This is a genomic window from Streptomyces sp. SGAir0957 (assembly GCF_043523415.1).
Genome location: NZ_CP027293.1, coordinates 5,518,234 through 5,537,075 on the forward strand (window position 1 = coordinate 5,518,234; position 18,842 = coordinate 5,537,075).

General features: G+C 72.2%; 19 protein-coding genes and 2 tRNA genes. 16 read left to right on the top strand and 5 right to left on the bottom strand.

Annotation, left to right across the window (positions count from 1 at the left end; translation table 11 throughout):
* Positions 1 to 105: 105 nt before the first annotated feature.
* From proB to C1N81_RS29630, 5 genes are all read left to right on the top strand, one after another.
* Positions 106 to 1,269: a glutamate 5-kinase gene (proB, locus tag C1N81_RS29610; RefSeq protein ID WP_394434165.1), complete on the top strand. Its 1,164-nt coding sequence runs from the start codon at positions 106 to 108 to the stop codon at positions 1,267 to 1,269.
* Between the two features lie 205 nt (positions 1,270 to 1,474).
* Entirely contained in the window at positions 1,475 to 1,951 is a 477-nt protein-coding gene (locus C1N81_RS29615) for a hypothetical protein (protein WP_394434166.1), read from the top strand.
* Between the two features lie 171 nt (positions 1,952 to 2,122).
* A complete protein-coding gene (locus C1N81_RS29620; RefSeq protein WP_394434168.1) occupies positions 2,123 to 3,412 on the top strand; it encodes a glutamate-5-semialdehyde dehydrogenase in 1,290 nt (429 codons plus the stop codon).
* A 41-nt stretch (positions 3,413 to 3,453) separates the two neighbouring features.
* Positions 3,454 to 4,065, top strand: coding sequence for an SCO2584 family spore wall biosynthesis protein (locus tag C1N81_RS29625; protein ID WP_394434170.1), 612 nt, complete (start codon positions 3,454 to 3,456; stop codon positions 4,063 to 4,065).
* Between the two features lie 78 nt (positions 4,066 to 4,143).
* Entirely contained in the window at positions 4,144 to 5,232 is a 1,089-nt protein-coding gene (locus C1N81_RS29630; protein WP_394434172.1) for an SCO2583 family membrane protein, read from the top strand.
* Between the two features lie 112 nt (positions 5,233 to 5,344).
* Here C1N81_RS29630 and C1N81_RS29635 read toward each other — a convergent pair whose 3' ends face one another.
* A complete protein-coding gene (locus C1N81_RS29635) occupies positions 5,345 to 6,439 on the bottom strand; it encodes a M48 family metallopeptidase (RefSeq protein WP_394434174.1) in 1,095 nt (364 codons plus the stop codon).
* A gap of 158 nt (positions 6,440 to 6,597) precedes the next feature.
* Here C1N81_RS29635 and C1N81_RS29640 point away from each other — a divergent pair, with 158 nt between their 5' ends.
* From C1N81_RS29640 to C1N81_RS29670, 7 genes are all read left to right on the top strand, one after another.
* Complete coding sequence (locus tag C1N81_RS29640) at positions 6,598 to 6,756, top strand: hypothetical protein (protein ID WP_394434177.1); 159 nt, start codon at positions 6,598 to 6,600, stop codon at positions 6,754 to 6,756.
* Between the two features lie 179 nt (positions 6,757 to 6,935).
* Positions 6,936 to 7,100 carry a hypothetical protein gene (locus C1N81_RS29645; protein ID WP_394434178.1) on the top strand — a complete coding sequence of 55 codons (165 nt, stop codon included), beginning with the start codon at positions 6,936 to 6,938 and terminating at the stop codon, positions 7,098 to 7,100.
* A 59-nt stretch (positions 7,101 to 7,159) separates the two neighbouring features.
* Complete coding sequence (gene nadD / locus C1N81_RS29650) at positions 7,160 to 7,822, top strand: nicotinate-nucleotide adenylyltransferase (RefSeq protein ID WP_394434180.1); 663 nt, start codon at positions 7,160 to 7,162, stop codon at positions 7,820 to 7,822.
* A 25-nt stretch (positions 7,823 to 7,847) separates the two neighbouring features.
* Complete coding sequence (locus C1N81_RS29655; protein ID WP_394434182.1) at positions 7,848 to 9,644, top strand: LCP family protein; 1,797 nt, start codon at positions 7,848 to 7,850, stop codon at positions 9,642 to 9,644.
* A gap of 248 nt (positions 9,645 to 9,892) precedes the next feature.
* A complete protein-coding gene (rsfS, locus tag C1N81_RS29660) occupies positions 9,893 to 10,351 on the top strand; it encodes a ribosome silencing factor (protein WP_394434183.1) in 459 nt (152 codons plus the stop codon).
* A complete protein-coding gene (locus C1N81_RS29665) occupies positions 10,348 to 10,998 on the top strand; it encodes a histidine phosphatase family protein (RefSeq protein ID WP_394434185.1) in 651 nt (216 codons plus the stop codon). The genes rsfS and C1N81_RS29665 overlap by 4 nt, the downstream gene beginning before the upstream one ends.
* 110 nt (positions 10,999 to 11,108) lie before the next feature.
* Positions 11,109 to 11,181, top strand: a tRNA-Ala gene (locus C1N81_RS29670).
* Between the two features lie 37 nt (positions 11,182 to 11,218).
* Here the strand turns inward: C1N81_RS29670 and C1N81_RS29675 are convergent.
* Positions 11,219 to 12,142 carry a helix-turn-helix transcriptional regulator gene (locus tag C1N81_RS29675; RefSeq protein ID WP_394434186.1) on the bottom strand — a complete coding sequence of 308 codons (924 nt, stop codon included), beginning with the start codon at positions 12,140 to 12,142 and terminating at the stop codon, positions 11,219 to 11,221.
* 122 nt (positions 12,143 to 12,264) lie between these two features.
* Here C1N81_RS29675 and C1N81_RS29680 point away from each other — a divergent pair, with 122 nt between their 5' ends.
* The 3 genes from C1N81_RS29680 to C1N81_RS29690 all read left to right on the top strand — a co-directional run bounded on the left by C1N81_RS29680 (position 12,265) and on the right by C1N81_RS29690 (position 14,300).
* Positions 12,265 to 13,737: an MFS transporter gene (locus tag C1N81_RS29680; protein WP_394434188.1), complete on the top strand. Its 1,473-nt coding sequence runs from the start codon at positions 12,265 to 12,267 to the stop codon at positions 13,735 to 13,737.
* Positions 13,738 to 13,825: 88 nt separating this feature from the next.
* Positions 13,826 to 14,056, top strand: coding sequence for a hypothetical protein (locus C1N81_RS29685; protein ID WP_394434190.1), 231 nt, complete (start codon positions 13,826 to 13,828; stop codon positions 14,054 to 14,056).
* Between the two features lie 10 nt (positions 14,057 to 14,066).
* Positions 14,067 to 14,300 (top strand): hypothetical protein, encoded by a 234-nt coding sequence (locus C1N81_RS29690; protein WP_394434192.1) that lies wholly within the window; start codon positions 14,067 to 14,069, stop codon positions 14,298 to 14,300.
* Here the strand turns inward: C1N81_RS29690 and C1N81_RS29695 are convergent.
* Entirely contained in the window at positions 14,269 to 15,486 is a 1,218-nt protein-coding gene (locus tag C1N81_RS29695) for a glycosyltransferase 87 family protein (protein ID WP_394434194.1), read from the bottom strand. The two genes, C1N81_RS29690 and C1N81_RS29695, sit on opposite strands and share 32 nt — an antisense overlap.
* Before the next feature lie 146 nt (positions 15,487 to 15,632).
* Between C1N81_RS29695 and C1N81_RS29700 the strand changes: the two genes are divergently transcribed.
* A tRNA-Ala gene (locus tag C1N81_RS29700) sits at positions 15,633 to 15,705 on the top strand.
* A 78-nt stretch (positions 15,706 to 15,783) separates the two neighbouring features.
* On the opposite strand, the gene C1N81_RS29705 is transcribed toward C1N81_RS29700, so the two are convergent.
* Positions 15,784 to 17,355: an NADH-ubiquinone oxidoreductase-F iron-sulfur binding region domain-containing protein gene (locus C1N81_RS29705; RefSeq protein ID WP_394434196.1), complete on the bottom strand. Its 1,572-nt coding sequence runs from the start codon at positions 17,353 to 17,355 to the stop codon at positions 15,784 to 15,786.
* Positions 17,352 to 18,584 (bottom strand): cytochrome b/b6 domain-containing protein, encoded by a 1,233-nt coding sequence (locus C1N81_RS29710; RefSeq protein WP_394434198.1) that lies wholly within the window; start codon positions 18,582 to 18,584, stop codon positions 17,352 to 17,354. The genes C1N81_RS29705 and C1N81_RS29710 overlap by 4 nt, the downstream gene beginning before the upstream one ends.
* Positions 18,585 to 18,842: the final 258 nt, after the last annotated feature.

Genomic DNA, 18,842 nt, shown 5'->3' on the forward strand with positions numbered 1-18,842 from the left:
CCCGCCCGCTGCCCGACCGCTGCCCGACCGCTCCCCGTCCGTCGCCCTGTCCGCCCCTCGAAACCCGGCGGCACTCGTGTGGTCACGTCACGTAGATTGCGCTCCATGTCAGGGGCAACGCGTGCGGTACGGCAGGGCGTGGCGGAAGCACGCCGGATCGTCGTCAAGGTCGGATCGTCCTCGCTCACCACGGCCGCGGGGGGCCTGGACGCCGACCGGGTGGACGCCCTCGTCGACGTCCTCGCCAAGCACCACGGCGGCGCCTCGGGCGGCGCCCCGGGCGGCGGGGGCAAGGAGATCGTCCTCGTCTCGTCCGGCGCCATCGCCGCCGGACTCGCCCCGCTCGGCCTTTCCCGGCGCCCCAAGGACCTCGCGCGCCAGCAGGCCGCCGCCAGCGTCGGCCAGGGCCTCCTGGTCGCCCGCTACACCGCTTCCTTCGCGCGCTACGGCGTCCGCGTCGGTCAGATCCTCCTGACCAGCGACGACATGGCCCGCCGCACCCACCACCGCAACGCCTCGCGCACCGTCGACCAGCTCCTCACCATGGGCGCCCTGCCGGTCGTCAACGAGAACGACACCGTCGCCACCGACGAGATCCGCTTCGGCGACAACGACCGGCTCGCCGCCCTCGTCGCCCACCTCGTCCACGCCGACCTGCTCGTCCTCCTCTCCGACGTCGACGGCCTCTACGACGGCGATCCGAGCAAGCCCGGCACCTCCCGCGTCGCCGAGGTGCGCGGCCCCGCCGACATCGCGCACGTCAAGATCGGCAGCGCCGGGAAGGCGGGCGTCGGCACCGGCGGCATGGTCACCAAGGTCGAGGCCGCCTCGATCGCCGCCGCGGCCGGCATCCCCGTCGTCCTCACCAGCGCCAGCCACGCCGCCGACGCCCTCGCCGCCCGCGACACCGGCACCTACTTCCACCGCACCGGCCGGCGCAGCGCCGACCGGCTGCTATGGCTCCAGCACGCCTCCACCCCGCGCGGCTCCCTCACCCTGGACGACGGCGCCGTGCGGGCCGTGGTCGAGCGCCGTACGTCGCTGCTGCCGGCCGGGATCGCCGCCGTGGAGGGTGAGTTCAGCGCGGGCGACCCGGTGGAGCTGCGCGACGCGGACGGCCGCGCCGTCGCCCGCGGCCTCGTCAACTTCGACGCCAAGGAGATCCCGCAACTGATCGGCCGCTCCACCCGCGAACTGGCCCGCGCCCTCGGCCCCGCCTACGAACGCGAGGTCGTACACGCGGACGATCTGGTCCTCCTCCGGGCGTGATCCGGGGGTCGATCGCCTTCGAAAGCGTTGTGCAATCGGCCGAAAGCCTGCCACCCGCGGGGGACCTTCCGTAAAACCACCCCAAGACGACTCGCGTCCTGCTCAACTCTTGATGCAGGCAGTTCATGCAGAGCATGTTCACGCAGTGCGCACGCACGCGGACATGCGGAGAGTTCCGCACGACCATTGCGCAAAGGAGGCCGTCGTGAGACGAGCGCGCCCGGGGGCGACGCCCCGAGCGTCGGCGGAGCGGGCACTGACCAGCGTGGCCGCCGGGGACGCGTACGAGGAGGAGGCCGCGGGGGAGACGGGGGCCGACAGCAGGGGCGTGGCCGAAGAAGGCCCCCGGCTCTGGCACATCACGCTCACCGTCTCCGGCGCCGAGACCCCCCTCGCCGAGGTCCGCCGCGGTCTCGAACAGCTCGCTCACGATCACCCCTTCCTCCTGACCAGCCGTTATGCCGTCGACCACGCGGAGATCCGGTACTGGGAGGAGGCCCGGGACCTGCACGACGCGGCGGCCGTCGCGCTGCGCCTGTGGGGCGAGCACCGCCAGACCTCGCAGCTGCCGCCCTGGGAGATCGTCGGCCTGGAGGTCATCGACCGCGAGACGTACCACCTCCGCATCGCGGAGGGGCACGGTCCGCTCCCGGCGACCCCGGTGGGCGTGCATCCGTTCTGAGCGATCCGGCCCGGACCGACTGTTGAACGTGCACATTCTTGACGGGCGCCACATTTCGGGCACCGACCCGTTTCAAACGGCTCTCCGGCGCCGACCTGCCCCTTTTCGGCCATGTCTCACCTCCCGGAACAGGATCTGGACGCCCGCCGGGGCCCCGCTACCCTGCGGTGCATGACGTCGCCTTCGCTCAACCCGTACGACTCGATGACCCCCGTCACCCGGGCCGCCTACCGCGCCCGCGGCGCCGCCAACGACCTCGCCCCGCTGCCGCGCGCGGAGAAGGACGACGCGCTCGCCGCGATCGCCGACGCCCTCGAAGTACGCACCGCGGAGATCGTCGAGGCCAACGCCGAGGACATCGCCCGCGCCCGCGAGGCAGGCACCAGCGAGTCGATCGTCGACCGGCTCACCCTCACCCCCGAGCGGGTCCGCGCCATCGCCTCCGACGTGCGCGACGTCATCGCCCTGCCCGACCCGGTCGGCACCGTCGTCCGCGGCAACACCCTCCCCAACGGCATCGACCTGCGCCAGGTCCGCGTCCCGCTCGGCGTCGTCGGCATCATCTACGAGGCCCGGCCCAACGTCACCGTCGACGCCGCCGCCCTCTGCCTCAAGTCCGGCAACGCCGTCCTGCTGCGCGGCAGCTCCTCCGCGTACGCCTCGAACACCGCGCTCGTGCGCGTCCTGCGCGACGCCGTCGGCGGCAGCGGCCTGCCGGCCGACGCCGTGCAGCTCGTGCCCGGCGAGAGCCGCGACTCGGTCACCGAGCTGATGCGCGCCCGCGGCCTCGTCGACGTCCTCATCCCGCGCGGCGGCGCCTCCCTCATCAAGAACGTCGTCGAGAACTCGATCGTCCCCGTCATCGAGACCGGCACCGGCAACTGCCACGTCTACGTCGACGCCCACGCCGACATCGACATGGCCGTCGACATCCTGATCAACTCCAAGGCGCAGCGCCCCTCCGTCTGCAACGCCGCCGAGACGCTCCTCGTCCACCAGGACATCGCCGAGACCTTCGTGCCGCGCGCCCTGGACGCCCTCGCCGACGCCGGCGTCACCGTCCACGCCGACCCGCGGATCCTCGCCTTCGCCGACCGCTCCAAGGCCACCGTCGTCGAGGCCACGCACGAGGACTGGGAGACCGAGTACCTCTCGTACGACATCGCCGCCGCCGTCGTCGACGACCTCGACAAGGCAGTCGAACACATCCGGCTCTGGTCCTCCGGGCACACCGAGGCCATCGTCACCACCGACCAGCGCGCGGCACGCCGCTTCACCCAACTGGTCGACTCCACCACCGTCGCCGTGAACGCCTCCACCCGGTTCACCGACGGCGGCCAGTTCGGCTTCGGCGCGGAGATCGGCATCTCCACCCAGAAGCTGCACGCCCGCGGCCCCATGGGCCTGCCCGAGCTGACCAGCACCAAGTACATCGTCACCGGCGACGGTCACACCCGCTGAGCAGCCACTTCCCCGGGGAATTTCCGTACCGTCTGCCCAAAATGACCCCTCAGGTCTACTCTGGACAGGTGCCGGAGGACGTGGGGGGCGCGCCGTTCCCGGACGGCGGAGAGCCCGACGACGACCACGACCGCGGGGGCTGGGACGAAGAGTTCGCCTCCGTGGTCTTCGACGAGGACTTCGTGCAGGCCGCCGAGGTCCATGAGCCCACCGCGGTCGAGCGGCTGCTCGCCGCCGCCGAGGCGCGCGCCGAGGCCCAGGAGGCGGAGGCCCGCAGGGCCCGCACCCGCCGCGGCCCCGACGACGACGATCTCTACGAAGCGGGCGACGGGTACGGCGCGGCCGGATTCGGCCGCCTGCACGACGACGCCGACGCCCTGTACGAAGAGGGCCTGGAACAGGACGGACGGGGCGGCCCGCACCCGGGCCTGGTCCGCTGGCGCAGGCCCGTCGCCTGGGCGCTCGCCCTGCTCATGGGAGTCGGCATGGTCGCCCTCGCCTTCACCGCCGTCTACCGGGGCGCCTCCTCGGGCCGCCAGGAGCAGGTGCCGCCGCCCGCCACGACCGAACTGGAGAAGGGGCTGCCCGGCCCGCCCTCCGCCTCGGTGGACCATTCCCGGCCTGCGGTTTCGGCCGTCCCGCGGACCCCTTGAGCGGCGTCGTCCACGGACGGCGGAACTTGTCGCGCACGAGGGCGTTTACGCAACGACCCGCGGACCTAACCTGAAGGTATGGGCGGCCCTGGAGACCCCCCGGAGGGGACACCGGAAGGTGGCCCCGCCGGCGGCGGCGGAAGCGAGGACGAGTACGGGTCCGTCGTGTTCGACGAGTCCTTCGTCCGCGCCGCCCGGCTCCAGGAGTTCTCCGCCCAGGAGCGCATCTCCGACCACGCGCCCGCCGTGCGCCGCATGCCCGCGCTGCGCCGCGGCCTCACCCGGCAGGCCGTCATCCTCGTCGTCCTGATCGTCGTCGCCTTCGGCACCGCGGTCTACATGGGCGTCCGCACCCCGTACCGCGGGACCCCGTCCGCCCGCGACCCCGAACAGCTGCGGATGACGGTGATCCCGCTCGCCCCGGGCGCCAAGGTGCCCGGCGCCGCCTCCGCCCGCGAGCTGTACCGGCACAGCCCGGCCGCCAGGTTCGGCACCGCCGCCGACGGCATCACCCTGCCGCCCGCGGGGCAGCGCACCGCACACTTCTCCGACAGCCAGGTCGTCACCGCCCTGACCACCGTCAAGGACTACCTCGTCGACTCCTCGCTCGACCCCGACGTGCTCACCGGGGGAGCGGTCAGGCCCGTCCGTATGCTCGTCGACCCCGGCCAGCTCGACCAGTTCGACCAGAGCTTCGACCGGCCCGCCATGGACGGACGGCACGCCGCGACCGGCTGGCTGATCCGCTTCGACCCGGCCGAGGCCGAACTCGCCGACCCGCACATCCGCGTACACGGCACGCTGAACGCGGAGGAGACCACCGCGGAGACGCTGGAGGTCACCTCCGACCACACCTTCGTCTACGCGCTGCGCCCGGTCGGCGCCGCCGTCGACGACGAGGCGCAAGCCTCCCTGTTCACCGTCCGCCGAGCGCTGCACTTCCGCTTCGACCGCGAGGACCTGCGCAACCACCAGACCGAGCTGCTCGTCTCCTACGTCCAGGCGGGCCCGCTCTCCTGCTCCACGGACCAGTCCGAACATCTGCACCCGCTGCTGGCGGGCGACACGGCGGCCCAGGACGGCCCGGCGGGCACCGACCCGTACGCGACGGGCAGTGCGACCGCGCTGTGCGGCGCGCTCGCACCGAGCGCCCAGCCGTCCGTCTGAACCGCCTGCCGCGCGGACTGCTGCGCGGACTGCCGATCGGGTCGCCGCTCTCGGACCACTGCTGGGGTTGCTGTACGGGCTACGGCTGCTGGGGTTGCTGTACGGGCTACGGCTACTTCTCGGTGTCGTCCGCCGAGCCGTGATTGCCGTTGTTGCCCCCGCCGCCGCTGCCGCCGCCGAAGCCGCCGAAGCCGCGCCGGACCCGGCCGCCGAGGTCGCCCGCGCCGCCCGCGATGTCGCTGACCAGCTTCATCAGCGGGTCCTTCGAGTTCTTCACGTGGTCGGTGTAGTGCGCGGCCGACTCACGGAAGGAGTCGGTCACCGAGGTGTCCTTGTCCTCCGTGCGGCGCGGGTAGTGCCCGTCCATGAGGCGCTGGTAGTCGCGGGTCTCCGCCCACTTCTTCAGCTCGGCGGCGCGCACCGTCGTGAAGGGGTGGGAGCGCGGCATCACGTTGAGGATCTTCAGGACGGAGTCGCGCAGATCGCCCCCGGCCTCGTACTCCTCGGCCTGCTTGAGGAACGCGTCCACGTTCATCTCGTGCAGGTGGTTGCCGCCCGCGATCTTCATCAGGCCGCGCATGGAGGCCTGGAGGTCCTGGCCGACCAGGAGGCCCGCGCGGTCCGCGGAGAGTTCGGACTTGCGGAACCACTCGCGCAGCGCCGTCACGATCGCCATGATCGCGAGGTTGCCGAGCGGGATCCATGCCACCCGCAGCGCGAGCGTGGTCAGGAACAGCAATATCGTCCGGTAGACCGAGTGGCCGGAGAGCGCGTGGCCCACCTCGTGGCCGACGACCGCCCGCATCTCCTCCTCGTCGAGCAGCTCCACCAGACCGGTGGTGACGACGATGATCGGCTCGTCCAGACCGATGCACATCGCGTTCGGCTGGGGGTCCTGGTTCACGTACATCGGCGGGACCTTCTCCAGGTCCAGGATGTAACAGGCGTCCCGCAGCATCGAGTTGAGGTGCGCGAACTGATCGTCCGAGACGCGGACCGAGTCCGACAGGAACAGCAGACGCAGACTGCGCTCCGGGAGCAGGCCGCTGAGCGCCTTGAAGACGGTGTCGAAGCCGGTCAGCTTGCGCAGCGCCACCAGCGCCGAGCGGTCCGCCGGGTGCTCGTACGCGCGCGAGGAGATTCCGGGGAAGCGCCTGCGCTGCCTGCTGGGTACGTGGTCGTTCTGCTCGTTCGGTACGTCGGGCATGCGGCCCCCCATGTCGATGGCATGTCGATGCGCGTGTCGGAATGGCTCTGTGCCTATGTGGACGCGCATGTCGCTGTGTTCGGTTGTGCCCCCGAGGCGGGATCCACATTAGGCGGAGTTACCGTGGCGGGGCAGCACACAAGAAGGAGCGAACCGTGATGGATCACCACTCAGTCGGCGCGGGCCTCGGCCACGCCGTCGCCGCCGCGTCCGACCAGGGACCCGGCAGCCTGCTGCGCATCGTGCTCGTCGTGGCCATACTCGGTGCCGTCTTCATGGCCTGGTTCCTGCTGCGCGGCTACAAGCGCGACGACTGAGCCGCGACGCCCGGGTCCGGCTTCTGGTTCTGGTCCGGCTCCGGTTCGGGTTCGGGTTCGCGGGTTTTGGACCCGTACGGCAGAGTCGGCGTGAGCGCCGCGAGGGCCCCCGCTTACGATGGTCGTGAAGTCTTTATCCCGATCACACCCGATCCCACACCGGATAGGTCCTGCTGACGATGAGCCTCCAAAGCACCGCTGCCCAGCTGGCCACTCTCGCTGCCGAGGGCGGCGAGCACGGCGGCAACCACGAGAGCATCAGCCCCCTCATGACGGGTGGTGCCGCCTTCGTCATCCTGATGCTCCTGCTGTGGATCACCACCCGGTTCAACCGCGACCGCTGAGCGGACCGCTCAGGCCCACGGCGCGTACCACCCGGACCGGGCCAGTAGGCTCTGCACGCATGGGAGCGCAGGACATGCCTACCGGCCCGGTGAACAGCCCGGCCGGCGGCCCGGACCACGAGCGGGAGACGCCCGTCAAACGACGCCTCGGCGTCATGGGCGGAACGTTCGACCCGATCCATCACGGACACCTGGTGGCGGCCAGTGAGGTCGCCGCGCAGTTCCACCTCGACGAGGTGGTCTTCGTACCGACCGGGCAGCCGTGGCAGAAGAGCGACAAGAACGTGTCCCCGCCCGAGGACCGTTATCTGATGACGGTCATCGCGACCGCCGAGAACCCGCAGTTCTCCGTGAGCCGCATCGACATCGACCGCGGCGGTCCGACGTACACCACGGACACCCTGCGCGATCTGCGCGCGCTCAACCCGGACACGGACCTCTTCTTCATCACGGGCGCCGACGCCCTCGGCCAGATCCTCACCTGGCGTTACACCGAAGAGCTGTTCTCCCTGGCACACTTCATCGGCGTCACCCGGCCCGGCCACCCGCTCACCGACCCGGGGCTCCCCGAGGGCGGTGTCTCGCTCGTCGAGGTGCCCGCGCTCGCGATCTCGTCCACGGACTGCCGGGACAGGGTCGCCAAGGGGGACCCCATCTGGTACATGGTGCCGGACGGTGTGGTGCGCTACATCGACAAACGCCGGCTGTACCGAGGCGAATGACCCTGCACCGCCGAGAGGGGCATCGGTGAACGACCGCTACGACGGTTACGACCAGCGCGACGAGAACTACGAGCTGGTCGGCTACGACGAGTTCGGCCGGCCGGTGTACCGGCAGGCCCAGCAGCCGCCGTCGTACGAGCAGAACGCGCAGAGCACGCAGAATGCGCAGAACGCGCAGAACGCGGGCTACGGGTACGGGTACGGCTACGACCCGTACGCGACGGGGCAGCAGCAGCCGGTGCACCAGCAGCCGGTGCAGCCGTACGACCCTTATGCGACGGGGGACCCGTACGCCGCGGGCGGGCAGCAGGCCGCCGGCGGCTACGACCCGTATGGGCAGGCGCAGGCGCAGGCGCAGGCGCAGGCGCAGGCGCAGGCGCAGCAAGCGCAGCAGGTGCCTCAGCAGACCGAGCAGGCCACCGCCTACATCCCGCAGCAGGCCGCACCCCCGCAGGAGCCCGAGCCGCGGCAGGGGCAGGGGCAGGGGCAAGGGCAGGGGCAGCGGCAGCCGCAGGGCCGGGACGGCCTCGACGACCGGGGCCAGGGGGTCCACGGGGACGACCGGGATTACCGCACCGAGCAGTTCTCCTTCGTCGAGGAGCCGGACGAGAACTCCGAAGACGTCATCGACTGGCTGAAGTTCACCGAGTCGCGCAGCGAGCGGCGCGAGGAGGCGCGGCGCCGCGCCCGCGGCAGGGTCATCGCGCTCATCGTCGTCCTCGCCCTGTGCCTGGTCGGCGGCGTCGGCTACCTCGCCTACGCGGGCAAGCTGCCGTTCATGTCGAAGGACGGCGCGAAGTCGGGCGGCGCCGCCGCGACAGGACCGCAGAACCGTGACGTCATCGTCGTCCACCTGCACAACACCAAGGGCGGCGGCACCTCGTCGGCGCTGCTCGTGAACAACACCACGACGAAGCAGGGCAGCACCGTCCTGCTGCCCAACTCCCTTGCCCTGAGCGGCGACGACGGCACCGCCACCACCCTCGGCAAGTCCGTCGACGAGGACGGTTCCTCCGGCACCAGCGGCGCCGTGGACACCCTGCTCGGCACGGAGATCGAGGGCACCTGGCGGCTCGACACCCCCTACCTCAACAACCTCGTCGAACTCGTCGGCAACATCGACGTCGACACGAACACCGACGTGCCCGACCCCGCCAAGAAGGGCACCACCCTCGTCCACCAGGGCGAGGCGCAGACCCTCAGCGGCCCGATGGCCGTCGCGTACGCCACCTACCGGGGCAAGGGCGAGGCCGACACGGCGCAGCTGATGCGGTTCGGGCAGGTCATGCAGGCCGTGCTGCGCAAGCTGTCGTCCGACCCGCAGGCCGCGACGACCACGGTGCAGACCCTCGCGCAGATCCTCGACCCGTCGCTGACCGAGAAGGACCTCGGCGCCTTCCTCGCCAAGCTCGCCGACCACGCCAAGGAGGGCGACTACAAGACCGCCCTGCTGCCCGTCCAGGCCAATGGCACCCTCTCCGATGCGACCGCGGACTCCGTGGTGAAGGACGTCCTCGGCGGTACCGTCAAGGCGCCCGCCGCCGGCGACTCGCTGCGTGTCGCCGTCAAGAACGCGACCGGCGCCGACTCCCGCACCGAGAAGGCCCGCGTCGCCCTGGTCAACGGCGGCTACACCTTCGTCGCGGGCGGCAACGGCAGCTCGGTCGCCGCCTCCGAGGTCACCTACGGTGACGACGCCCGCAAGCAGGACGCCGTCGAGGTCGCCAAGACGCTCGGCCTGCCGGATTCGGCGGTGAAGAAGGACAAGGCCGCCGCCAACGCCGACGTGACCGTCGTCCTCGGCCAGGACTACACCGGCTGACGCCCGGCCCGTGACGCCCGGCCCGTGACGTCCGGCCTGTGGCGTCCGGCCCGTGTCGCCCGGCCCGTGACGTCCGGCCCGTGTCGCGCGGCTCATGTCGCCTCCCGGGCGGCCCCGTGACCCGTACGGGCCGGGGCCGCCCGGGGCCGCGGGGAAAGCCGTAAGGCCATCCGGCGGTCCGTGAGACCCTTGAGGTACCCCCGGCCGTGACATCTCCGGGGCTCTGACCGCCGACCGAAAGCCATGTAGTGACCGCCACTGACCGTTCCCTTGAGCTCATCAACGTCGCCGCGCAGGCGGCCGCCGACAAGCTCGCGCACGACATCATCGCCTACGACGTCAGCGACGTGCTGTCCATCACGGACGCCTTCCTGCTCGCCTCCGCGCCCAACGACCGCCAGGTCAAGTCGATCGTCGACGAGATCGAGGAGCAGCTGAACAAGCAGCTCGGCACCAAGCCGGTTCGCCGCGAGGGCGACCGCGACGCCCGCTGGATCCTGCTCGACTACGTCGACATCGTCGTCCACGTCCAGCACAGCGAGGAGCGCGTCTTCTACGCCCTGGAGCGGCTGTGGAAGGACTGCCCCGAGCTGGAGCTGCCCGCCGACGCCAAGGCCACCCGCGGCAAGGCCGCCGAGCACTCCCAGCGCGAGCAGGCCGCGGCGGAGGCCGAGGAGATGCGCGACCTCGGCGGTGAGGTGCTTTGACCAGCGGCTCCACCCGGGGCCGCCGCGTCATCCTGTGGCGGCACGGCCAGACGTCCTGGAACCTGGAGCGCCGCTTCCAGGGCAGCACGGACATCGAGCTGACCGGGGCCGGTGTCGCCCAGGCCCGCCGCGCGGCCCGGCTGCTCGCCTCGCTGAGGCCGGACGCCATCGTCGCCTCCGACCTCAAGCGGGCCGCGGCCACCGCCGCCGAGCTGGCCGCCCTGACCGCCCTCGACGTCACGCACGACGAGAACCTGCGCGAGACGTACGCCGGTGAGTGGCAGGGCCTCACGCACGACGAGATCATCGCCCGGTACGGCGAGCAGTACGCCGCGTGGAAGCGCGGCGAGCCCGTGCGCCGCGGCGGCGGCGAACTGGAGACCGAGGTCGCCGACCGGGCCGCCCCCGTCGTGCTGCGGCACGCGGACAAGCTCCCGGAGAACGGCCTCCTCGTCGTGGTCAGCCACGGCGGCACCATCCGCACCACCATCGGTCGCCTCCTCGGTCTGGAGTCCCACCACTGGGAGGGGCTCGGGGGCCTGTCGAACTGCTGCTGGTCCGTCCTCGGCGAGGGCGCGCGCGGCTGGCGGCTGCTCGAGCACAACGCGGGCACGCTGCCCGAGCCGGTCCTCGGCGACGACGACTGAGCCGGTCCCCGTCGGCAGCGGGGGCCGGATTTCACTTTCCGGCAGGTCGCAGGCTAAAGTTCTTCTTGTTCGGGCCGCCGGGAAAACAACCGGGGGAAAGAACACGGCAAGGGGCTATAGCTCAGTTGGTAGAGCGCCTGCATGGCATGCAGGAGGTCAGGAGTTCAATTCTCCTTAGCTCCACAGCAAGTACCCCAGAGGTACCGAAGATCCCGTCCCGTCAGGGGCGGGATCTTTCGTTGTCCGCGCGCAAGGTGCCGAGCAGCACGCGGGTCTCCTCGTCCACCGGCGTATAGACGACGATGCGGCACTCCGGCATGTTGTCGATCGACAGGGACGTCGAGGTCATGCGCAGCTCCCCGTCGAGCGCCTGGTGGCGGAACGTCTTGACGTAGCGGCCGGGCGGCGCGACGTCACCGCCCCGCCACAGCCCGTCGAAGGAGTCGCTCGCCCCGGACAGGGCGCGGATGAACTCCTCCCAGGCCGGCTCGCCCACATGCCGCCCGTACGCCGAACGCAGGATGCCCACCATGACGGGCAGCTCGTCCTCCCGCATGAGCAGCGGGCACAGCTCCTCCGGGGCCACGAACAAGGTCCACATGGCGTTGGCCACCCGCCCCGTGCCGCTGTCCCGCAGATCCTCGCGGACCCGGAAGAGCAGGCGGTAGGCGAGGTTCGTGGCCAGCAGGTCGTACCGCGCGTTGTACACCACCGCCGGGAGCGGGTCCATGGCGTCGAGAATGCCCTGCACATCCGCCGCGACCGCCTGCGCGACGGCCTCCGGCGCCGCGTCGTACGCCACCCCCGCCAACTGGTACAGGTGCTCCCGCTCCGGCCGCTCCAGGCGCAGCGTGCGCGCCACCGCGTCCAGGACCTGCGGCGACGCGTTGATGGGGCGGCCCTGCTCCAGCCACGTGTACCAGGTGACGCCGACGCCGGAGAGCTGGGCGACCTCCTCGCGGCGAAGGCCCGGGGTGCGCCTGCGCGGGCCCGGCGCCATGCCGACGTCCTGCGGGCTCACTCTGGCGCGGCGGCTGCGCAGGAAAGCGGCCAGCTCGGGCCTGCGGCGGTCGGTCGTGCGCCCGGCCGTGTCCCTCGCCGGGTGCTCCGCCCCGGGCTTCGCTGTGCGGTCCGTCGCGGTCATCGTCCTCACATCCCCCATCCTGCGCGCCGGCCACGCACCCCGGAAGGCGCGTACCGGGTGCTGCCGGTACCAGCATCAGCGGGCTCTCACGACCCGGCCCCGGCCGCCGCCAGGCTCGCACCATGACGACAACCACCCCGGAAAGTCCGCGCTCCCCCACTTCCGACTCCAGTAAAGCCGCCGCCACTGACAACGGCACCGCGGGCCGCCGCGGCAGGCTGCTCGCGGTGGTCCTCACCGCCCAGTTCATGGCCGTGCTCGACGTGTTCATCGTGAACGTCGCCGCCCCCACCCTGCGCACCGAACTCCACGCGTCGGGCGCCGCGTTGCAGCTGGTCATCGCCGGTTACACCATCACCTACGCGGTGCTCCTGATCACCGGTGCGCGCCTCGGCGACCTGTTCGGGCACCGGCGGGCCGTGCTCGCCGGGCTCGCGCTGTTCACCGCCGCCTCGCTCGCCTGCGGACTGGCGGGGAGCAGCGGCCAGTTGATCGCGTTCCGCATGGCGCAGGGCGCGGGGTCGGCGCTGATGATCCCGCAGGTGCTCAGCCTCATCCAGCGCCACTCGGCAGGCGAGGCCCGCACTCGCGCGCTCGGCGCCTATGCGGCGGTCCTCGCCGTCGGCGCGGCGGCCGGGCAGGTGCTCGGCGGCGTTCTGGTCAGCGCCGACCTCCTGGGCACGGGCTGGCGCGCGGTGTTCCTGGTGAACGTGCCGGTCGGCCTAGCCCTGCTCGCCCTCGGCCACCGCGAACTGCCCCGCGACGGCGCTCGCCGCGCGGAGCGGGCGCGCCCGCTCGACCTGCCGGGACTCGTCCTGCTCGGCGGCGCCGTCTGCCTGCTCACGGTGCCGCTCGTGCTCGGCGAGGAGGCGGACTGGCCGCTGTGGTCCTGGCTGTGCCTGGCCGGCTCCGTCGTGGTCTTCGCGCTGTTCTGCGCCTACGAGGCCGCTCTCGCCCGGCGCGGCGGCGCCCCGCTGATCGCGCCGCGGGTGCTGCGCGTGCCCGGCATGGGCCCGGCCGTCCTCCAGATCTTCGCGGCGATGGCCGTGAACGCCGGTTTCCTGTTCACGCTGACGCTGCACCTGCAGAGCGGCCTCGGGTACAGCGCGCTGCGCGGCGGCCTGACGTTCGCGCCCGCCGCTGTCGTGTTCGGCGCGGTCGGGCTGACCTGGCGGCGCTGGCCCGCGCGGGGGCAGCGGGTGCTGACACCGGGCGGGTTCGTGCTCGCGGCGGCAGGGGCGCTCGGCACCGGGTTCGCGCTGCGGGGCGGAGGGGACGGCGGGCTCTGGCTCTACGTGTCCTTCATGACGCTCGGCGCCGGGCTGTCCCTCGGATTCAGCCCGACGCTCACGCGGGCGCTCGCCACGGTGCGGCCGGAGGAGGCGGCCGACGCCAGCGGACTGCTCGCCACAGTGACACAACTCGGCCAACTTCTCGGGGTGGCCGCTTTTGGCGCACTTTTCCTGCAACGCGTTGAGACGGGCGGCGCCCCCGGGGCGTATACCTCTGCGGACGCGCTCCTGATGTGCACCTATGCGCTGGCGGGGGCGGCCGCCCTGGGCGCCGTATCCGGACTGGTACGCAGGCGTCGCTGACCGTATTGCTCCGGCCGTGGCAGAATCGGACGGCCGGAAGGGGGCCGAGTCCGACCGGTGAGAACGGCCCGAGGGGAGGAACCGCACGATGCCCTTGAGCATCATCGAGGAGACCGACCGTCTCCTCGGCGTCCCCGTGTCACCTGCGAAGTCCGCGTCGGCCCTGCGGTTCCCGCCCCGATCCTCCGGTGACGCCTTCCCCTTCGTGGACGTTCTCCTCGACTGTCCGTCCTGCGGTTCCCTCCATGTCGCCCAGATGCTGGGTGACAACGGCGGGATCTCGTACGTGTGCACGGCCTGCGGCCACAGCTGGAGCTGAGCGGATAGACATGGGTGCACACAGGCGGAAGTGCGATTGGTGCGGCAGCGGTACGCCGATCGTGCGCGACATGGAGCCGACGAACCCGAACTACCAGTACTGGTGCGAGGAGTGCGCGCGGGCGCTGATCATAAAAGGCGACCCGATCGAGACGTACCGTGAGCTGGAGGGCGAGCCGATCTACGGCCGCCTCCTCGACGAGCACTGCACGCTCAAACGGTTCTATTCGTTCGCCCGCGCCTGACCGCCGTGCGCGCCTTCACGGCGTATGCCGCGTACGCCAAGAACGCGCAGCCCGCGCCCACATAGAGCGCGGACAGTACTAACTGCGCTCCGCCTTGACGTAGTTCGGGTCGCCCACTGCCGTGCGGCACCCACCACAGGGCGTACGAGCAGAAAACCGCGGCAAGGAGCGCGACGGCGTGTCGGTGGCCCGCCTCCCACAGCAGAAGGGCCAGCGGCACGCACCACACCCAGTGGTGCGACCAGGAGACCGGGCTGATCAGGAGCGCGGTCGTCGCGCACGCCACCACCGCCTCGGCCCGCCGTCCGCGCAGCGCCGCCGCGACGGCGACAGCGAGCCCCAGCAGGACCGTCACGGCGGCGGCGAGCGCCCACCACGGGCCCGGGTCGCCGGTGTGCAGGAGGCGGGCCAGGACGCCGCGCAGCGACTGGTTCGCGGTGTTCTCGGCGTGCCCGACCCGGCCCGCGTCGAAGATCATCCGGGTCCAGAACCGCCAGGAGTCGGACGGCAGCGCGGCGGCGGCCAGCGCCGTGGCACCGAGGAACGTACCCACCGCCACGCACGCGTGCCGCAGCCACGGCCGCCAGGCACCCTGCCCGGTGAGGGCCAGCGCGGCGCCCGTGGCCAGCAGGAGGACGACGAAGAGGGCAGGCGTCAGCTTGATCGCGGCGGCCACCCCGATGCCCACCCCCACCCAGCGGTTTCCGGGCCGCCGCGTCAGGTCCCACAGGACGAGCACGGCCAGGAGCAGATTGACCTGCCCGTAGCGCAGCGTCGTCCACACCGGTTCGCACCACACGGCGAACGCCGCCACCCACAGGGCGTGCTCCACGCGCGCGGGGCGTCCCACAAGCCGCAAGGACAACTGGGCGAAGGCGACAAGGAGCGCGAGGTTCGCGACGGTCGCGGCGGCGCGTATGGCGGCGACGTCGAGGAGCGTCAGCGGCGCGAAGAGGAGCGCCGCGAACGGCGGGTACGTGGTGGGCAGCCGGGCGTGTGTCGTGCGCAGCGCGTACAGGTCGCCGCCGGCCCGTACGGTCGCGCCCTCCGCCCGGTAGACCATCAAGTCGATCATCGACACGTGGGCGGCGCGCTGGGCCAGCCAGAAGCCCCCGAAGGAGAGCAGGCAGACGGCCAGAGCCACGGGCACACGGTGGGGGGCGCGGGACAGGACGAGCGCGGTCACGTCAGGCGACCCTAGCGGCAGCAACCCGCCTCTTTCCGCCCAGAGCAGGTCAGAAGGGAAACGATTTGGTGATGCACCTGGGTGACCGTGTAATGTTGGCGTCGCCGCCGGGGAAACCGCCAGGGGAACCGGCCGGAACACCGCAAGGGGCTATAGCTCAGTTGGTAGAGCGCCTGCATGGCATGCAGGAGGTCAGGAGTTCAATTCTCCTTAGCTCCACAAGAGTTGGAAGCAGTAAGAAAGCGGGCCATCCGATCGGATGGCCCGCTTTCGTATGCGCACGTCACCTGCGCGGGATCACCTGCGGGCGCGGCTGCGGCCCGGCGGCAGGGCGGGCGGGAGCGCCGGCCGGGGCGGCGCCGACCCGTCCTCCTCCAGGCGCAGGGCGAGCGCGGGGCACCGCCGCACAGCGCGTACCGCGTTCGCCTCCGAGTAGCGCGGGACCGCCACGTCCGCCACCGCCGGGAAACCGTCCGGGCCGAGCTGGATCAGCTCCGGCACGATGTCCGCGCACAGCCCGTGCCCCTTGCACAGCGTCCAGTCGACCGCGAGCCGCCTGCCGCTCGGCGCCGCCCCGGCCGGTGCCTGCGTGTGCAGCGGCAGCACCCCGCGCACCGGACGGCCGCACCCGGCGCCGAGCACGTGCGCCGCCAGGTCGTCGGTGAACGCGGAGATCGTCGACTCGATGAACGCCGCCGAACCGTCGGGGTGCTTGCAGGCCCCGCGCCGCTTCACCGCGCGCGTGACCTCGCGCAGCGCCTCCAGGGCCGTGGGGCCGCCGCCGTTCAGGACGTCCTCCAGGCCGCGCGCGGCGGCGGGCAGCCCCAGGTAGCAGGGGCCGCACTGGCCCGCGCTCTCGGAGGCCAGCCATTGCGCCACCTTGAGGGCTTCGCCGAGCGGGCAGGTGTCCGGGCCGATCGGCAGGATCGCGCCCGCGCCGAGCGCACCGCCGCTCGCCTCCAGGGAGGCGCGGGAGACGATGGCGTCCTGCGCGCCGACCCCGTCCAGCCACTTGCCGTGATAGCCGCCCGTGAGGACGCCCTGGGGGAGCGGAGGAGCGCCCGCGAGCTGGAGCACGTAGCGCAGGGGGACGCCGGAGGGCACCTCGAGGACCATCGGGCGGGTGACGGCGCCGGAGAGCGTCAGCAGGAGCGTGCCGGGCTCGTCGTGCAGGCCGGTGCGGCAGTAGCGCTCGGGGCCCGTCCGGGCGGCGACGGCGAGCTGGGCGAACGTCTCCGCGTTCGACAGCAGCGTGGGGGCGCCGCCCACCCCGGTGTCGGAGGCGCGCACCTTGCGGCCTGGCGGCATCGGCGGGCCGCCGTCCGCGGAGCGGATCAGGGCCGAGGACTCACCCGTCACCATGCGGACGGGGTTGCGCTGCACACGCGCGCGTAGCGGCGCGTTCCGCCGGTTCGACAGGCCGCGCTCGGCGAGGGCCGCCTGCATCGACGCCTCCGTGGAGTCGCGGGTCACGCCCACGACGAGCGTGCGCGCGCCGAGCGCCTCCGCGGCCAGCAGCGCGCCGTCCAGGATCAGGTGCGGGGCCCGGTTGAGCAGCACCGTGTCCTTGCGGCAGGCGGGCTCGTCCTCACTGCCGTTGACGACGACGACCGGGCGTACGCCGCGCCGGATCGCGGACTCGGCGACGGCGCGCAGCTTCTTGGCGAACGGGAAACCCGCGCCGCCCCTGCCGCGCAGCGACACCGCCTGCGCCAGCTGCGCGAGCGCTTCGCCCGCCATGGGTTTCAGCGGGCCGTGGACCTTGAGGTGCATGTCGAGGTCGAGCCGGTCCACGAGGTCGAACCCCGACGTGAGCTGGGGAAGCCCGACGACGCGGACCTCGGGCACATCGGGCAGCGCCGTGTTCACTGCGGGCCTCCGTAGGGCGTGGTCCACGGCTCACCCGGCGCGGGGGCCTGAAAGGGGCCGGGGAGCGGTTCGGTGGGGGGTTCGTAGGCCGCGTCGGGCTCATACACGGTGCTGTGCGGGGCGCCGTACGAGACGTCGTGGGTGGTGCTGTACGAGACGTCGTGGGTGGTGCTGTGCGGAGCGCCGTACGAGACGCTGTGCGGGGCGCCGCCCTCGTAGGAGGGGAGCTCCTCGTAAGCGGGGACGGCGGGGACACCCTCGTAGGGGGTCTCGTGCAGAGGGTTGTACGAGGACCGCGGGGCCTGGGCCGGAGGTGGCGGTGACGGCGCGGGCCAGCGGTGCGCGGGCGCGACCTCGGGCGGCGTCTCGATGCGAGGGCCGGCGGACACGGCGCGATAGGCGGCCGAGAAGCCGACGCCGGCGGAGGCGGGTGCCGAGGGCGGCGGTGGTGCCGGGCGGGGCGGAGCCTCGGGGTACGTGTTACGTATGACCTCGCCGGGCACGTGCGGGCCGGGCGGCGTGTTACGTATGACCTCGTCAGGCACACGCGAGTCGGCCCGGGTGTTACGTAACACCCCCTCGGGCGCACCCGGTGCTCGCGGGCCCGGGTCGAGGAAGGCGAGGATGCGGGCGGCGACCTTGCGCTTGACCGATCGCGGCGCCGCCCGCAGAGCCACGGCTCCGGCGACCCCGAGCAGGCACAGGCCGTACAGGACCACCACGTACGTCTTGGGCTGGCGCCCCGCGTAGAGGCCGTGCAGCAGGGCCAGGCACCATGCCGGGTAGGCGAGCATGTGGGTCGCGCGCCAGCGGGCGGCGAGGGCGGCGGGGGAGGCCATGGAGCTGCGCAGGGCGCCGGTGACGCCGGTGGCCACCATGAGGAGACCGGCGAGCACGCCGAGGCCGATGAGCCCGCTGCTGCCGGTGGCGCCCGCCCCGAAGGGGATCAGCGCCTCGACGAGCGTGACGTGGGCCAGGGCCAGCTTCACGCTGACGTGCAGCAGCAGGAAGCCGAGCGAGGCGACCGCGGTGGCGCGGTGGACGCCCTGGGCGAGCAGGCGCTGCCTGGAGGTCAGGAACAGGCGGTCGGAGGCGACCAGGCCCCAGACGACGGACGCCGTGAGGGCGACCAGGGAGAGCACGCCCGTGGTGAAGTCGAGCGCCGCGCGGAAGGCGTCGCTCCCTGTGACCACGACCACGGGTATGAGGAGGATGGCCGCCGCGCTCACCACCCCCGTTCTCGCGCGGCGGCTGTGACTGAAGTGACGCGAACTCCCGGGGAAGTGCGGGGAGTTCAATGTGTGAGGGGTTCGAGGAGACATGGGGGCGACTCCGAAAGGTTCGGCACAGTGGACCCACAGCCCGCACTCTAGGTCGGCGCATACCGGCCAGTACGAGGTTTGAGTTATCCCGCCGTTATCTTGCGGCGATCCGGCACGGGTGTTGCCCCGATAGCGGCCGGTACGCGGAGTAACCATTGGTCATGG

Coding starts and splice junctions, on each gene's coding strand:
- C1N81_RS29625 (WP_394434170.1), top strand. CDS start 3,454: ATGACCCCTCAGGTCTACTCTGGACAGGTGCCGGAGGACGTGGGGGGC.
- C1N81_RS29685 (WP_394434190.1), top strand. CDS start 13,826: ATGCCCTTGAGCATCATCGAGGAGACCGACCGTCTCCTCGGCGTCCCC.
- C1N81_RS29640 (WP_394434177.1), top strand. CDS start 6,598: ATGGATCACCACTCAGTCGGCGCGGGCCTCGGCCACGCCGTCGCCGCC.
- proB (WP_394434165.1), top strand. CDS start 106: ATGTCAGGGGCAACGCGTGCGGTACGGCAGGGCGTGGCGGAAGCACGC.
- nadD (WP_394434180.1), top strand. CDS start 7,160: ATGGGAGCGCAGGACATGCCTACCGGCCCGGTGAACAGCCCGGCCGGC.
- C1N81_RS29645 (WP_394434178.1), top strand. CDS start 6,936: ATGAGCCTCCAAAGCACCGCTGCCCAGCTGGCCACTCTCGCTGCCGAG.
- C1N81_RS29630 (WP_394434172.1), top strand. CDS start 4,144: ATGGGCGGCCCTGGAGACCCCCCGGAGGGGACACCGGAAGGTGGCCCC.
- C1N81_RS29690 (WP_394434192.1), top strand. CDS start 14,067: ATGGGTGCACACAGGCGGAAGTGCGATTGGTGCGGCAGCGGTACGCCG.
- C1N81_RS29675 (WP_394434186.1), bottom strand. CDS start 12,142: ATGACCGCGACGGACCGCACAGCGAAGCCCGGGGCGGAGCACCCGGCG.
- C1N81_RS29635 (WP_394434174.1), bottom strand. CDS start 6,439: ATGCCCGACGTACCGAACGAGCAGAACGACCACGTACCCAGCAGGCAG.
- C1N81_RS29620 (WP_394434168.1), top strand. CDS start 2,123: ATGACGTCGCCTTCGCTCAACCCGTACGACTCGATGACCCCCGTCACC.
- C1N81_RS29680 (WP_394434188.1), top strand. CDS start 12,265: ATGACGACAACCACCCCGGAAAGTCCGCGCTCCCCCACTTCCGACTCC.